Here is a 15,638-nt window from a genome sequence, read left to right as displayed (position 1 = left end):
CACTTTTTTAGTTAGCATTCCTTTATGACCCCCCTATTTTTAGCATTTATTCTTGTTTTTCGCTCAAATTGTGAATGGAATATGAAAATTTTCGATAAAATAGTGTATGATTATACATCAATAGTCTTTCTTCATTGCTTGTTGGGAAATTGTATCGTATCATTACTATATAAAAAAATGATACGGCTCTATCTAAGGAGGAATAAATAAATGAATGTAACAATATATGATGTGGCGCGAGAGGCCAATGTATCGATGGCTACTGTTTCTCGTGTAGTAAATGGAAATCCAAACGTGAAGCCTGCCACAAGAACTAAGGTGTTAGAAGCGATTGAAAGATTAGGCTACAGACCAAATGCCGTCGCTAGAGGATTAGCGAGCAAGAAAACGACAACAGTTGGTGTCATAATTCCTGATATCTCAAGTATTTTCTTTGCCGAGTTAGCTCGTGGAATTGAAGATATCGCAACCATGTATAAATACAATATTATATTAAGCAACTCTGACCAAAATAAAAATAAAGAACTACACTTGATCAACACGATGCTAGGCAAACAAGTGGATGGCATTGTATTTATGGGCGGAGAAATTACTGAAGAACATATAAAAGAATTCGAATCTGCTCCAGTACCGGTTGTACTTGCAGCTACCGTCGATCCTACGATGACAATTCCATCTGTAAATATTAACTATGAAGAAGCTTCATACGAAGCCATGAGCACCCTCATTGAAAAAGGAAACGACCGCATTGGATTTGTTTCGGGAGCGGTGGATACAGAAATTAATAATCAAAAAATAAATGGGTATAAGAGAGCTTTACAGGATGCTGGAAAAGAAGTTGATGAAGAACTCATTTATCGTGGCGATTTTACATATCAAGCCGGAATTGACGGATTTACTAAACTGGCAAATTTAGAGCGAAAACCAACGGCTATTTTTGTAGCATCGGATGAAATGGCACTTGGTGTTATTCATGGTGCGCAGGATAGCGGATTGACTGTACCAGATGACATTGAAGTATTTGGCTTTAACAACACGCGTTTAGCTACAATGATTCGTCCTACCCTAACGACAGTTGTTCAGCCAATGTACGATATTGGTGCTGTTTCGATGCGTCTGTTAACTAAGTATATGAATAAAGAGACGGTTGACGAAAAAAATGTAATTCTTCCTCACCGATTAATTGATAGAGACTCAACAAAATAAAAATTTTGCCGATATATGTAGTAAGAGGTCTTTATTGGGGAGAGAAAAGAGTTTATGAAACGAAAAGATATTTTAACACCAATCGGCATTTTTGTTGGCATAACGATGGTCTTTGTTGGGATTTTCACCAACGGAGGATTAGGTGGTGTCACATCATTTATACAAATTTCATCCATCCTTGTTGTTATCGGGGGGCTTATTGGAGCCATTTTAGTTAACTTTAGCCTGCGAGAATTGAAACTAACTTTTAAGGTTTTTAAAGAAGCATTTCGACAAAACGATACAAACCTACGACAACTGATACAACTCTTTGTTCAATTGTCTGAAAAGGCTAGAAGAGAGGGTTTGTTAGCATTAGAAAATGAAGTTGAGGATGTGGAGGACCCTTTTATAAAAAAAGGGATTCTATTAGCTATAGATGGGATTGAACCTGAGGTTATTCAGGATATTATGAATGCCGAAATTGTGGCGATAGAAGAAAGACACCAAAAAGGAAGAGCCATTATTCAAAAGGCTGGAGAGTATGCACCTGCCTGGGGGATGATTGGTACCCTTATTGGACTGGTATTAATGCTGAATAATTTAACGAATCCCGAGACAATCGGACCAAGCATGGCAGTAGCACTACTTACTACCTTTTATGGTACGTTACTTGCTAATTTGGTCTTTACCCCTATGGCAGGTAAATTAGAAAATAAGACAGAGGATGAAATGTTTTTAAAGCAAATCGTCATTGAAGGTGTTATCGGAGTTCAGTCTGGTCAAAATCCTAAAATTCTCGAAGAAAAGCTTAGTGCCTTCCTTTCTAATGAAGAAAAGAATGAACTAGTCGATGAGGAAGAAGAGGAGCAAGCTGAATTTGCGGGAGAGTCTGTAAATGGACTTTAAAAGGAAGCGACGACGTAGGAAGAAAGAGGCGCTGACGCAAAAATGGATGACGACCTATGCTGATATGATTACATTGGTACTGGTATTTTTTATTCTATTATTCTCTATGTCACAAATCGATGTTGAAAAATTTAAAGCAGTAGCAGATTCCTATCGGGATCGTGTGATATTTGATTTTAATTCATCTATCGTTCCAACTGACCAACCATCGGAATATGGGGAAGATAACGATAATCAACAAAATCTCAATGAACTACCAGAACGAACTAATGAAGAAAAGGATCAGCAAATGGAGTCACAGAATCAGGAAACAGCTCCTTCACTAGAAGACTTACTTCAAGAGGTACAGCAATTTTTAACCAATGAAGGATTAAATGATGTGATAACGGCTAATCGAACTGAACAAGGAGTTGTTTTAGTCTTACAGGAAAAGGTTCTGTTTGAATCAGGTGAAGCTGAAATTATTGATGAAGGCAAGCCATTTCTAAATAAGGTAGGAAAACTATTAAACAATATCCCTAATGATGTCAAAGTAGAAGGACATACTGATTCTAGACCAATTTCAACATATCGCTACCCTTCAAACTGGGAACTATCTGGAGCTAGAGCTAGTAGTGTCATTCGCTATTTCATGACAGTAGAGGCACTTTCCCCAAATCGTTTTCAAGCTAGCGGTTATGCGGATACAAGGCCGATAGCAGAAAATAATTCGGAGGAAAACTGGCAGAAAAATCGCCGAGTAGAAATCATAATTTTAGAGACTGATCATTAATCTTATAGAAATGAAGAGCTAGTAAAACAAATTAGCTCTTCATTTTTTTATCTTTGCTTTTTTTTACTAAAAAGATATAAAATGCGACGTAGTTAAAACTTTTAAGAATCGTTCTGATGAATATTGAGTGCATACCGTTTCGTCAGAATACTTCGCTTTCCATGGGCACGGCCTCAGCCTCCTCGGAAGCAAAGACCGCTAGCTGCGGGGTCTTCACCACGCTTCTTCCCATAGGAGTCTCCGTATTCTGCCTCCACTATTGGAGTGTTCTGATGAATGCATGGTTAAAAGCTTTTGATTAACCAATAGTTCAGTTAAACAAACGAAAGAGGCACCCTTTTTAGCGGAGGAAATACACGGAGACTCCTGGTCGGTTAAAAACGGCCACGTCCAGTGGCAGAGCACCGACACTTGAACGTCCGGTTCTTCGTGGGAGCAAAGAGACAGGTGAGACCCCGCAGCGTTAGCGAGGAGGCTCACCGCTCGCCCGCGGCAAAGAAGACACTATGAAAACGACCAAAGGGAGTTTGAGTAGATGTCGCACTTGTGCCCTTGGGTGAAAGTGAAGTGTATTTCCGTAGCGATGGTTTCGCACTCATCAAAATTGATATTTGGAAACGATTCACGCAAAAGTTACGTCGCATTTTACATCTAATGTAAAGAAATAGACTATAGATATCAGCGACGTTTACAAAACTGCCGTTAATTGTTCAATATGTTATTCTGATAATTTTTTATAAATTGCAAAGACTTCGTTAAGTTTTGATGATTCTTTTCTGTAATTTCACTTTTTCTTGGAATCGGCTTATAAAATCCTTCTTCATCATGCCAAAACTGAGGAAGCTTTACGGGCGACTCTTGCTGATACCTGTCTAGCCATTGAGCAGGTAACTTACCTGTAAACGGTGTGTTGGTTGTCATTACCTTCCATATTTGAGCCCAGGCACGTGGGACGACACGCCAAATATCGTAGCCTCCACCACCTATAGCGATCCATTTTCCATGACAATATTCATGGGCTAATTCATGGGCAAGCTTAGGGATAGCCTCATAGATTTGCATGGAACCACATAAATGGGTTAATGGATCATAAACATGAGCATCAGCTCCATTTTGGCTAACTATCACATCAGGTTTAAAATACTCTACAATCTGTCTTAGGGCTTTTTCATATACTTCTAGAAAGGATTCATCCTCTGTAAAGGCATCAATAGGGATATTGAAGGAATACCCATATCCTTCCTTTAATCCTCTCTCATTGACATTACCAGTCCCCGGAAATAGGTATCTACCCGTTTCATGGATGGACAAGGTGCACACATCAGGATCGTCATAAAAAGCCCACTGTACGCCATCGCCATGATGTGCATCTGTATCCACATATAAAACTCTTAAATTATAAAACTTGCGAATGTATTGAATGGCAATAGCTCCATCATTATAGATACAAAAGCCAGAAGCTTTGCGTTGAAATCCATGATGAAGGCCACCACCAAGGTTGAGGGCATGTTTTACTTCCCCTTGTAAAACGGCATCAACAGCCTGTAAAGAACCGCCTACAATTAAAGAAGCTGCCTCGTGCATGCAATTAAAAATAGGAGTATCCTCTGTTCCAAGCCCAAATTCTAAGCCTTTTTTACTTGAAAGCTTACCTTTATTTGCTAACTTAACGGCTTCAATATACTTTTCGTCGTGAATCAAACTAAGATCTTCGTCTGTAGCCATACGTGGTTGAATAATCTGATCATCGGTTAAGAATCCAGTGTCCTTTAATAATTCGTAAGTTAACTGTACCCGCTTTTGATTGAAGGGATGATCGGCATGAAAATGATATTTGGCATACTGGTCTGAATAAACAAATGCAGCGTGACAATTCATTCCGTTATCCCAGGTATGTTCGGCCACAGTACCTCATATCCTTTTTGGTTAAGTGCTTGTATCACAGGCATAGGATTCATCGTTTGGATTCGAAACACAATGATCTTTTTACTCGGATCTTTTTGATCAGGATAGATAAATACAGACGAAATATTAAGCTTATATTCTCCTATTACATTAGTGACCTTTGGTAGTGTACCTATTTTATTTTCAACTCTTATTTCAATTTGCGAGCTTTGTTCGTGAATTCCTGTTAGTTGGATTAGCGTATAAAGGACATCTTTTTCCGTAATAATGCCAATAAGCTTATCGTTTTGGGTAACGGGTACACAAGCTATTTCATGTTCATAAAAAATTCCTGCCACTTCTTCAACAAAGTCTAATGGATGCACCGTGATAACGGGATGAGACATAATTGTTTTAAGCTCTTTATCTAGCTCTGCTGGTTGGGCTGTTTCCTCAAAAATGGATGGGCTTGCATCTCGAACATCGCGATCAGATACGATTCCAATTACTTCATGGTCATCGTTGACAATGGGGATATGGCGAATATGGTGTTGGTGTAAAAGCCTTAAAGCGGTTTCAATTTTTTCATTAGGAGGAAGTGATATTACTTCCCTCGTCATGACTTCTTCTACTAACAAGACAACCCCTCCTCAAAACCATTTATACTCTCGTTTTCGTCCTAGAAAACGTAATTCTTCAAATTGATCAATTGATTCCTGTGGAACGTTTTTGCCAATGTATGCTAATAAACAGTTAGCTGGGTGGGAACCAATTTCAGGGTCATCCGTTGGAAATGGTTTTAAACCACCAGCACCCATCATTTTTTCCATTACATACCGGTATTCCCATACACTTAATCCTGTTCCTTTTAAATCCCAATGCCAATAATACTCTGTTGTAAGAATAATGTAGTTTTCCATGTAATCATCCATCATGGAAACCTTTAGTAGCGTTGATCCGATTTTATAGGATCGATATTCTGCTGCTACCTCAATGGCCCCCAGCTCAATAAGATTTTCCATGTTAAATTCGGACCATCTTTCAAGAGGATCAGGATGTAAATAGGTGACATATCCAATAATGGTGTCATTTGTACGGGCGACTAGTATTCTTCCTTCCTCAAAATCTGCAATTTCAATTAGTGCTTCAAATTGCTTTTGAGGAGGTCTGAAAGCTTTAAGACCTTCATGAAATTTATATTGTGACAATTGCTGTCCTGTTAACGGACCCTCAATTGTAATGGTATCTTTTTCAGCTTTAATTGTTGTGGAATGATAAGTTTTTTGATGTTTCATTCCTACACCACCAATCATTAATCATTATCTGATTCACCTTCATTATACATGGAACGATCCTATTTGTGTTGGATGAATTTGGGGATATTGTTACAAAATGATGTAGATAAAGAAAACTTGGCTAGCGCCAAGCCGTAAGGCGCCGGCGATTGCCTAGTTGCACTTATACTATCTACCGACTTAACTTATAAATTCTGATAGTATAAAAAAGAAGAATGAGCGAACTCATTCTTCTTTTTGGATACTGTTTTATTCTTCATCTTTTGGTGGCTTTTCCTGGCTTTCATCCTCATTGTTTTCTTCATTTTCGGATTCATCTGGATTTGTATTTGCTTCCTCTTCGCCACCATTTGGGTCATCGTTATTCTGTTTTTTCTTTGTCTCTATAGATACCGTTGCCCCTTCACTTTCATTACCATCCTTATCAACGGTAACAACTCGATACGTATAGGAGTTACCGGGATCGACATTTTGATCCGTATAGGATTGGTTAGTCACCTTATTAGCGATTACATTGGAGCCGCGTAGCACTCTTACGTGTGAAAAATCATCTGCTCCCGGGTTTTTCCAGCTTAGCGCTACCCCGTTATCGGTAGAGGATGCAGATAATCCTGATACTTCTCCTGGATGAACCACAACTTCTCCATGGACAGCTACATCTGACAATCCTGATTCCTGACCAAAGTAGTCTACAGCTGTTACATAGTACACTCTATTTTTAGATGGAAGTTCAAACGATGTATCTTTCGTATTACCAATCGCTTTTCCAGGCTTTCCTGGTTCATCGGCCATGTGAATACGGTAGCCAATTACATCCTTTTGCTTTGGTGCATTCCAGGATATTGTACTACCTGAGATGCTGACATTAGTTGGAGCAGAAGGCGCCTTTCCATCATCTTTCAACTCATCTGTTTCTGGAATTTGAATTTTAGACCATTTTTCATTGTTTGGTATCAGTTTTCGCAAGTCACTTACATCATCCCATCCGCGCTCCTCTAAGAACTCAGGATTTAATAGGAATCCTTCATCTGTAAATTCCTCTGGTGTGCCTTCTAAAGCAGGGTACATTTTATCATCAATGGTTACATAGTCCCCTTCAATTAGACTATTGTCTTTCTTGGTAGGGACGAATTTAGCATTAAAAATGTCAGTTGTGATAAGTCCTGCTTTTTCACAGGCTTCACTAGGTAATAGACCTGAAACAGCACAAACACTTCTCGTTACAATTCCACCTGGGTTTTCAAAGTTGTTTTTTGGAATCATTAAGTCAGGTCTAATTTCAGATGCTGCATTCACGAGTTCAGCCCAGAATCCAACATTTCGACTACTATAACCAAGGTAAGACCCTCTACTATAATTTAAGTGAATGCGGTTATCTGGATCGTTATAGCCGTCTCGCCATGGATCTCCGAATCCGTCACCATCACCATCGGCATCATACGTATCATAACCAATCCAGCTTCCAATCGTAACATTTGGATTGGTAGCTACAAACCAAGCATCTTGAATGTTCTCTGTTGAACCTGTTTTACCTGCCCAATCAACACCTGGGTGAGCTAACACAGAATTTGCATATGTCGCTGTACCTCTATCAATTACATCTCTCATTAAATCAAGTGTTAAATAAGAGGTTTGAGGTGAAAAGACTTCCTTCATTTCAGGTTCATTTTGGAAGACTGTCTCTCCATCCTTTGTTTCAATTTTTTCAATCATATAAGCATCCACGAATTTTCCCATATTGGCAAAAGTAACGAAGGCATTTGTATTCTCTTCCACAGATACCCCTTTACTTAGACTTCCGATCGACATGGATTCATTTGTGAAATCATCCGTATTGTCGTTTGATACTAATGAAGTAAAGCCCATACGCTCCAAGTATGTTGCTGGGCGATCATTTATAATTTTTTTATAAATTCTGGCTGAAGGGATGTTTAAGGATTTAACTAAAGCTGTTCGTACATCAGTAATCCCAGACTCCCTGCTTGTATAGTTATCAGGAAACCAGCCTGTTTCTCCTTTTACGTCCAGTACGGAACTTGCTGGTTGAACGACACCTTTTTCCATCGCTGGTGCGAAATCTAACAATGGTTTCATCGTACTACCGTTCGGACGCTCTGTATTGGTGGCGTGGTTGTTTTCACCAATACCTCTACCCCCAACAAATGCAATTATTTTACCCGTTTTATTTTCGATTAACATGGATCCAGGTTGAACATGGTTTTCAACCTTCTCACGCTTACCTGTTTCTGGATTCGTTCTTATAATCGTATGGGTAGGTGTGAAATGCTCATAATTCCTTGCGATTTCTTGAAATTTGTCGTAAATTTCTTTGTCAATGGTTGTGTGGATTTTATAGCCATTTTGACGAATTTTCCTTTTCGCAATAATGTAATATTGCTCTCTTAAATCATCACTATTCTCCAAGTCTTCCTTGGTATAACCGTCTTGTTTTGCAAAATACTCCGTCATTTGTTTTGCAGCCCGCTCTTCAATTTCAAAGGTAAGAAGCGGATACTTTTCAACTGGTGAAGGTTGTGGATCAATGAAATCTGCTGTCAAATCATAATTGAGAGCATCGTTATATTGCTTGTCTGTTATATAACCTACCTCATGCATGCGATGTAAAACAACCTTCATTCGATCAAAACCTGGTTTCAACCCTTCTTTACTCTTGACCTCTCCACCATTTTGGAAGGGTGAATACCCAAACGGGCTCTTGGGTAGACCGGCTAAAAAGGCGGCTTGTGGAATGTTCAAATCTTTTGCATCTACACCAAAAATCCCCTGTGCAGCCGTTTGAATTCCAGCTATATTTCGCCCCGAAGAATCACGACCATATGGAACAACATTTAAATAAGCTTCTAGTATTTCTTCCTTTTTAAAGAATTCTTCAAGTCTTAGGGCTAATAGAATTTCTTTAGCCTTTCGCTCAAAGGAAACTTCATTGGTTAGGATTTGGTTTTTAATGAGCTGTTGAGTTAACGTACTTCCACCAGATTTCATTTCTGAATTAGTAAATTCCTGAAACAAAGCACGTAAAATAGCTTTAGGAACAATACCTGGATGATCATAAAAAGACTCATCCTCCGTTGCGATTACGGCATTAATAAGATGGTCGGATATATTTTCAATATCAACTTCTTCCCGATGAAGGTCCGCGCTCAGTTTCCCCAAATATTTATCATTATCGAAATAAAGTTCCGAGGTTTCTTCATAATTGTAAATATTTTTTCGCATTTCAGCATAGCTACGTATTGGTTCATCTTTCACTAACGATGCGAAGTAACCTAAACCAATTCCACCTACAAAAAATCCTCCAATAACTCCGATGATGAGAAAAGTAAGTATTATATTCCAAGTAACATCGGAAGATACACGGAAAAACTTTTGTATCTTTCCTTTCTGCCACCACGTTTTACATTTTTGATACATATTTTGAAATTTCTCGTTCATGACGAACCCCCCTAAAATCCACCATATATTATACCATAACTAGAGGTAAAGAAGGGATAGTTAAAATTTCAGTTTGCTATATTTTTTATTTTGTGCTATAAATTAAAAATAATAAAGAAAACTTGGCTAATGACTAAGCCACAGGTCGCCGGCGATTGCCAAGTTCTCCTATTCAATCAAACAAGAAAACTTTACATTTAGAATACCGATGCATGGATGAGTTGAAGTAGCATCATGTTCCCTGTTTTAAGAGAGCTGGCGGTTGCTGCAAGCCAGTACAAAACATGTAGATGCGAATTACGTCTCGGAGCATTTCCTGTCACACATCTATGGACTAGGAAACGGTCATATTCCGTTATTATATGAAGCGGCAGTATATTCATACTGCAACCAGGGTGGTACCGCGGGTTAAACCTCGTCCCTATGATTGATATTCATAGGTGCGAGGTTTTTTGGCGTTTTTAGAAAGTAAAAGTTTGATCAGATTAGGTATAAGAAATAGAGGAGGATAAGGTTTATGGATATTTTACAAGATTTAAAAGACAGAGGATTAGTCAACCAAATTACAGATGAAGAAGGATTAAAAAAACACTTAGAAGAGAACTCAGTGACTCTTTACTGCGGATTTGATCCAACAGCAGACAGTCTGCACATTGGACACCTAGTCCCTTTGCTCATGTTGAAGAGATTCCAAGCTGCAGGGCATCGTCCCATTGCACTAGTTGGGGGAGGAACTGGTTTAATTGGTGATCCTAGTGGTAGAAACACTGAAAGACAATTAAATGAGGAAACGACGGTTAAAGCGTGGAGTGAAGGGCTAAAGGCACAAATCGCAAACGTTTTAAACACGAATGAAAATGAAAAAGACGTTATAGCTGCTGATAACCATGAATGGCTTTCTAGTATGACAATTATTGAGTTTTTACGTGATATTGGGAAGCACTTTGGTGTAAACTACATGCTTGCCAAGGATTCGGTTGAATCTCGTATTGAAAATGGAATTTCATTTACCGAGTTTAGCTACATGATATTGCAATCCTTGGACTTCCTAAATCTTTACAGAGATAAAGGGTGTACATTACAAATTGGTGGAAGTGACCAATGGGGAAATATCACTGCTGGTCTTGAATTAATCCGTCGTACATCTGAAGAAGGCGAGGAAGCAAAAGCATTTGGTCTAACCGTCCCCCTTATTACGAAAGCAGATGGTACAAAGTTTGGTAAAACAGCAGGAGGAGCTATTTGGCTAGATCCTGAAAAAACGACTCCATACGAGTTTTACCAGTTCTGGATTAACACCGATGACCGCGACGTCATTAAGTTCACAAAATACTTCACATTCCTAAGTAAGGAAGAGGTAGCCGAACTAGAAAAAGAAGTAGAAACTCAGCCAGAAAAGCGTGTAGCTCAAACTCGTTTGGCTGAAGAAATGACTAAACTTATTCATGGAGAGAAAGCCTTAAAGCAGGCTCAAAAAATTTCTGAGGCACTATTTAGTGATGATATCAAATCACTAGATGGAGAAGAAATTGAACAAGGCTTTAAGGATGTTCCTTCTTACGCTCTAACCGAAAATGAAAAAGGGTTAATTGACTTACTTGTGGATGCGAAAATATCTTCATCTAAGCGTCAAGCTCGTGAGGATATTCAAAATGGTGCAGTCTACATTAATGACGAGCGTCAACAGGACTTAAAGTATGTAGTTGATGATCAAGATAAAATAGATGGTAAATTTACGATTATCCGTAGAGGGAAAAAGAAGTACTTTTTAATTAGACATCAATAATAGAAGGAGGGAGGTACTCAAATTGTTGTTGAGTACCTCTTTCTTATTTGAAATCCATCAAAAAAGGCTGCCCCTTAAGAGGGACAACCCTTGATTTCGTTTGATTCTCGTTATTAACGAGAGTAGAATTCAACGATAAGTGCTTCGTTGATTTCAGATGGTAACTCTGAGCGTTCAGGGTAACGGTTGAAAGTTCCTTCAAGCTTTTCTTCATCGAAAGAAAGGTATTCAGGAACAAATACGTTCGCTTCAAGAGATTCTGCAACGATGTTTAGGTTGCGAGACTTTTCACGAACACCGATTACTTGACCAGGTTGTACACGGTAAGATGGGATATCAACGCGACCACCATCAACAGTAATGTGACCATGGTTAACTAATTGACGAGCTTGAGCACGAGTACGAGCTAAGCCTAAACGATAAACAAGGTTATCTAAGCGAGATTCAAGAAGAATCATGAAGTTTTCACCATGAACACCCTTCATTTTACCAGCTTGATCAAATAGGCTACGGAATTGACGCTCATTTAAACCGTACATGAAACGTAGCTTTTGTTTTTCTTGTTGTTGCAAGCCGTATTCAGATTGCTTTTTACGTTGATTAGGACCGTGTTGTCCCGGAGCGTATGGACGCTTTTCTAATTCTTTTCCTGTTCCACTCAAAGAAATGCCATATCTACGAGATTTTTTCCAAGTTGGACCTGTGTATCTAGACACTAGACATTCTCCTTTATATATAAAATTTGCATAAAATAAAACCTGTGTCCCTATATCGCTGCTCATTTTGTTTTCATGTACCTTCGCCCCAGCAGCCGAGAGTTACGCGATACACCTCTAAGTTTAGAGGAACAAAATGATGACAACGTTGGTTCACCTAAGCTACCTTTTATTTTACACAAAGGCTATTATAGTTTTTTTTGACAAAGAAGTCAAGGGGAATTAGAGGGATTACGAATAGATTGGAGAATTATATAAAAGTATAAATAATTCTATTTTTCCTAAACATTTTTCAGTATAATTAAATTTAATATGTTATGATGAAATTAGGTAATATTTCCTACAAAGAAAACTTGGCTAGTGCCTAGCACTAAGGTGTCGGGGATAGCCTCGTTGCACTTATACTTTCTACCGATTGGTACTTATAAATATTGATAGTACAAAAATTCAGTCGTTTAGGTGATGAAAATGACAAATGTCATAGCTCTTGACCAACTAAAAATAAAATTAAAAGAAAGATTCTATGAAATCTTAATGACTTATACACAAACATCTTTCCAAGGATGTCTTAATGATATCGCAAAACAACTGAAGTTGATTACACACGCAAAAGCAATAGATGTTTTCATCTTAAATGATTCCACTCTTCGCTATCAACTATGTTCTGACCCATCTGAATCAAATGAATACATAAAAAAAGAACCCTTCCACCTTTCAACCTTACAACAGCTTGTTAACGGGGTGAATAAAACATTTTCTTATCCATCAGGGGATGATGTACTTTATCAGCCGAAAGACGACATAACATCCTTTATTGTACCATTACAAATAGAAAGTAAGCATGATGGGTTTTTATTGTTTTTATTTGATAATCAGAGTTTCGATCAGCAAGTCGTTCAGCTATTTCAAGAGATTGTACAAGAAACGAACCGCCTGATCGGGAAGGTTAAGTTTTTTCACAAATCTATCAGTGTTAAGGATAAGTATGAAATGCTTTACCGTGTGACTTCCAAGTTTCATTCTTCTATGAACATAAATGATATTTTGAAGGAAGTCATTTTTACTCTGCAAGATATCTATCCCTTATACGACTGTTTTCTCTTACTATCACAGGATGACCCGCAGACAGAAGGTTTACCAGTAAGAGAATTTGACTACCAAAACAAGGAATATCATGCGAGTACTGAGGCTTATTTAACTGGGCAAATCCAATTTGATGATACAAATGATCAAAAAGCATCTATGTATGCGCCTCTAAAAGGGAAGCAAGGTGTGTATGGAGTTTTGCAAGTGGTCAAGGAGAAAAATATCCTTTTTATAGAGGATGAAATTGAGTTTATTTCCATATTAGCTAATACAGCTGGAAGTGCTTTGGAAAATGCGAGGTTGTATGAACAGTCTAAATGCTTGATTGCGGACTTAAGGTTAATTAATCAATCGTCCCAAGAGCTTAATTCAAAGCGGAAATTGTCCGATACCTTTACATATATGGCGGATTTAATCAAACATTCATTTAAGGGAGAAGAGGTTGGATTTGTTCTCTATCAAAATAACGGTAATACTCCTCAAATTCTAAAGGAAAGCACATCCTTTTTTACAACCAATGAAGGGCGGTCGCTTATTACTTTTCTAAACGAAAAGATTGAGCAAAAAACAAATATGGTTTTTATTGGAGATTTCCAGGTTAAATATCCTGATCTAGATTTGCCATTTCAATCGGTGATGGCTGTACCAATGATCCATGAACATCAAGTGATTGGTTTTGTTACTGTACTCCATCCGAATGAATATTTCTTTTCATTTGAAACGTATAAACTACTTCAATCTTTAGTTCAACATTCCGCATTAACGGTTGTGAATTCACTCTTGAAAGAGGAGTTAGAACGTTTAGTACAAACGGATTATTTAACAAAGCTATATTCAAGAAATTATCTAGATGAAATGATGAATCAACATCTGGAGGTTGGACAGCAGGGGACTTTTGTTTTAATCGATATAGATAATTTTAAGAGCATAAATGATCAATTTGGACACGATACTGGGGATGCTATTATTCTCCAGGTCGCAGAAGTTATTAAGGAAAATATAAGAAGTCACGATATTGCAGCTAGATGGGGAGGAGAGGAGCTTGCCATATACTTGCCGAATACGAATATTGTGGCGGGTGAGCAGGTTGCTAAACGTTTAGTTAAAGCAGTTGCTACCAGGACAAGCCCAACTGTGACTATTTCCTGTGGAGTTTCTTATTGGGATCAGCAAATAAATGGTGGCAGCAAAGCGATTTTTCTCCGCGCAGACCGTGCATTATATGTTGCGAAAGAACAGGGGAAGAACCGTGTAGTAAAACAAAACGAAATCGCAATCTAAGCTAGCTAAGCGAAGAGCGATTTCGTTTTCTTTTCCTTCCATGAAAATTAAAGGTTATCACTAAGTGTTTGAGTAAATTGTTCAAGATAAATTTGATCTGTTTCATCAAAACGATCAAGGCTTGGACTATCAATATCCAGAACACCGATGACTTTGTCATTTTGTTTAATTGGGATAACAATTTCTGATTGACTTGCGGCATCGCATGCAATGTGACCAGGGAATTGATTCACATCCTCTACACGTATGGTCTTTTTCTCAGAGAAGGCAGTGCCGCATACCCCTTTTCCGTAAGAGATTCGGACACATGCTGGTAATCCTTGAAAAGGTCCTAAAACAAGCTCGCCTTCTTGATAAAGATAGAAACCTACCCAGTTAATATTGTCTAAAAATTGATTTAAGAGTGCAGATGCATTAGCTAAATTAGCTATTTTGTCTGATTCATCTTCTAATAAAGCCTTTAGTTGTTTAATAACTAATTGATAATTTTCTTCTTTAGTACCCGTATACATTGCTGTTTGAAACATGTCAAAACCTCCTAGATTCGATTATGATCCGCTGTCAATATGCGAGAAATTTGTCATAATTTCTTGTCATTTTATCAGAGGATTTATGATTGTGAAACAAGAAAAAGTATGAAGGGGGAGATTAAATGAGCAAGAAAACAAAAGAAAAGGTTGCTGAGACTGCTGTTCACTTGTTTTATTTGAAGGGATTTCATGGAACCTCTGTAAGGGATATTGCATCAAGTGCAAATGTGAATGTTTCCATGATTAGTTACTACTTTCAAAATAAACAAGGTTTATTAGAATTTTTGATTGTAAACTACTTTGAATCATATTTACAAAAGCTAGAGAAAATCCAGAAGTCTTCTTCTACAAAAAGCCCTGTTGAACAAATGGAAGAGTTAATTGATGCTATTATACATTACAAGCAGGAGAATCATCAATTTACAAGTTTTATACAAAGAGAGCTTTCCAAGGATAATATATTAGTGCGAGAATTACTTGTAACCTATTTAGCTAAAGAAAAATATTTATTTGAGGATGCATTTTATCAAATTGTACCCTCCACCCAATATTCAACTGTTGAAAAAGAAATTTTACTTTTTCAGTTGAAGGGGCTTCTCCAAATTCCATTTACTATGCCGTATGAGTGGAAAAGTATGGTCGGTGTCAATCGTTCTGATGATGTTTACCTAACGAAATATGTAAAATCAATTAAGAAATGGGTGAGGACACTTATGGCTTCAGGAGAAGAGGTACAATAGT

At 37.9% G+C, this 15,638-nt stretch carries 12 protein-coding genes and 1 other annotated feature; of the genes, 6 read left to right on the top strand and 6 right to left on the bottom strand.

Annotated elements, in window-relative coordinates:
• Window positions 1–210 precede the first annotated feature (210 nt).
• The 3 genes from ccpA to motS are packed head-to-tail and all read left to right on the top strand — an operon-like array spanning window position 211 to window position 2,866.
• Entirely contained in the window at window positions 211–1,206 is a 996-nt protein-coding gene (ccpA, locus tag GH754_RS15600) for a catabolite control protein A (protein ID WP_153729615.1), read from the top strand.
• Window positions 1,207–1,260: 54 nt separating this feature from the next.
• Window positions 1,261–2,094, top strand: coding sequence for a flagellar motor protein MotP (gene motP, locus GH754_RS15595; RefSeq protein ID WP_153729614.1), 834 nt, complete (start codon window positions 1,261–1,263; stop codon window positions 2,092–2,094).
• Window positions 2,084–2,866, top strand: a complete 783-nt coding sequence (motS, locus tag GH754_RS15590) for a flagellar motor protein MotS (protein WP_153729613.1) — start codon at window positions 2,084–2,086, stop codon at window positions 2,864–2,866. Before motP ends, motS begins: the two co-directional genes overlap by 11 nt.
• 702 nt (window positions 2,867–3,568) lie before the next feature.
• Here motS and GH754_RS15585 read toward each other — a convergent pair.
• The 4 genes from GH754_RS15585 to GH754_RS15570 all read right to left on the bottom strand — a co-directional run bounded on the left by GH754_RS15585 (window position 3,569) and on the right by GH754_RS15570 (window position 9,498).
• Complete coding sequence (locus tag GH754_RS15585; RefSeq protein WP_153729649.1) at window positions 3,569–4,744, bottom strand: acetoin utilization protein AcuC; 1,176 nt, start codon at window positions 4,742–4,744, stop codon at window positions 3,569–3,571.
• Window positions 4,741–5,388 (bottom strand): acetoin utilization AcuB family protein, encoded by a 648-nt coding sequence (locus GH754_RS15580; protein ID WP_153729612.1) that lies wholly within the window; start codon window positions 5,386–5,388, stop codon window positions 4,741–4,743. The genes GH754_RS15585 and GH754_RS15580 overlap by 4 nt, the downstream gene beginning before the upstream one ends.
• Window positions 5,389–5,400: 12 nt before the next feature.
• The gene (locus GH754_RS15575; protein WP_153729611.1) at window positions 5,401–6,045 is read right to left on the bottom strand and encodes a GNAT family N-acetyltransferase; all 645 of its coding nucleotides are present in this window, start codon (window positions 6,043–6,045) and stop codon (window positions 5,401–5,403) included.
• 249 nt (window positions 6,046–6,294) lie between these two features.
• The gene (locus GH754_RS15570; protein ID WP_153729610.1) at window positions 6,295–9,498 is read right to left on the bottom strand and encodes a transglycosylase domain-containing protein; all 3,204 of its coding nucleotides are present in this window, start codon (window positions 9,496–9,498) and stop codon (window positions 6,295–6,297) included.
• A 204-nt stretch (window positions 9,499–9,702) separates the two neighbouring features.
• Window positions 9,703–9,924, top strand: a binding site (T-box leader).
• 91 nt (window positions 9,925–10,015) lie between these two features.
• On the opposite strand from GH754_RS15570, the gene tyrS reads away from it, so the two are divergent.
• The gene (gene tyrS / locus GH754_RS15565) at window positions 10,016–11,284 is read left to right on the top strand and encodes a tyrosine--tRNA ligase (RefSeq protein WP_153729609.1); all 1,269 of its coding nucleotides are present in this window, start codon (window positions 10,016–10,018) and stop codon (window positions 11,282–11,284) included.
• Window positions 11,285–11,397: 113 nt separating this feature from the next.
• Here tyrS and rpsD read toward each other — a convergent pair whose 3' ends face one another.
• The gene (gene rpsD, locus GH754_RS15560; RefSeq protein WP_323742061.1) at window positions 11,398–12,000 is read right to left on the bottom strand and encodes a 30S ribosomal protein S4; all 603 of its coding nucleotides are present in this window, start codon (window positions 11,998–12,000) and stop codon (window positions 11,398–11,400) included.
• 468 nt (window positions 12,001–12,468) lie between these two features.
• On the opposite strand from rpsD, the gene GH754_RS15555 reads away from it, so the two are divergent.
• Window positions 12,469–14,367, top strand: coding sequence for a sensor domain-containing diguanylate cyclase (locus GH754_RS15555; RefSeq protein WP_194841378.1), 1,899 nt, complete (start codon window positions 12,469–12,471; stop codon window positions 14,365–14,367).
• Between the two features lie 47 nt (window positions 14,368–14,414).
• On the opposite strand, the gene GH754_RS15550 is transcribed toward GH754_RS15555, so the two are convergent.
• A complete protein-coding gene (locus GH754_RS15550; RefSeq protein ID WP_153729606.1) occupies window positions 14,415–14,894 on the bottom strand; it encodes a GAF domain-containing protein in 480 nt (159 codons plus the stop codon).
• A gap of 125 nt (window positions 14,895–15,019) precedes the next feature.
• On the opposite strand from GH754_RS15550, the gene refZ reads away from it, so the two are divergent.
• The gene (gene refZ, locus GH754_RS15545; protein ID WP_153729605.1) at window positions 15,020–15,637 is read left to right on the top strand and encodes a forespore capture DNA-binding protein RefZ; all 618 of its coding nucleotides are present in this window, start codon (window positions 15,020–15,022) and stop codon (window positions 15,635–15,637) included.
• Window position 15,638: the final 1 nt, after the last annotated feature.

Source organism: Salinibacillus xinjiangensis (genome assembly GCF_009649735.1).
Lineage (GTDB): Bacteria > Bacillota > Bacilli > Bacillales > Alkalibacillaceae > Salinibacillus > Salinibacillus xinjiangensis.
This window is presented reverse-complemented; position numbering and strand designations above follow the sequence as displayed.

What these genes read in the sequence shown, in the direction of transcription:
- ccpA (WP_153729615.1), top strand. Translation starts at nt 211, where the DNA reads ATGAATGTAACAATATATGATGTGGCGCGAGAGGCCAATGTATCGATG.
- motP (WP_153729614.1), top strand. Translation starts at nt 1,261, where the DNA reads ATGAAACGAAAAGATATTTTAACACCAATCGGCATTTTTGTTGGCATA.
- motS (WP_153729613.1), top strand. Translation starts at nt 2,084, where the DNA reads ATGGACTTTAAAAGGAAGCGACGACGTAGGAAGAAAGAGGCGCTGACG.
- GH754_RS15585 (WP_153729649.1), bottom strand. Translation starts at nt 4,744, where the DNA reads ATGAATTGTCACGCTGCATTTGTTTATTCAGACCAGTATGCCAAATAT.
- GH754_RS15575 (WP_153729611.1), bottom strand. Translation starts at nt 6,045, where the DNA reads ATGAAACATCAAAAAACTTATCATTCCACAACAATTAAAGCTGAAAAA.
- GH754_RS15570 (WP_153729610.1), bottom strand. Translation starts at nt 9,498, where the DNA reads ATGAACGAGAAATTTCAAAATATGTATCAAAAATGTAAAACGTGGTGG.
- tyrS (WP_153729609.1), top strand. Translation starts at nt 10,016, where the DNA reads ATGGATATTTTACAAGATTTAAAAGACAGAGGATTAGTCAACCAAATT.
- GH754_RS15555 (WP_194841378.1), top strand. Translation starts at nt 12,469, where the DNA reads ATGACAAATGTCATAGCTCTTGACCAACTAAAAATAAAATTAAAAGAA.
- GH754_RS15550 (WP_153729606.1), bottom strand. Translation starts at nt 14,894, where the DNA reads ATGTTTCAAACAGCAATGTATACGGGTACTAAAGAAGAAAATTATCAA.
- refZ (WP_153729605.1), top strand. Translation starts at nt 15,020, where the DNA reads ATGAGCAAGAAAACAAAAGAAAAGGTTGCTGAGACTGCTGTTCACTTG.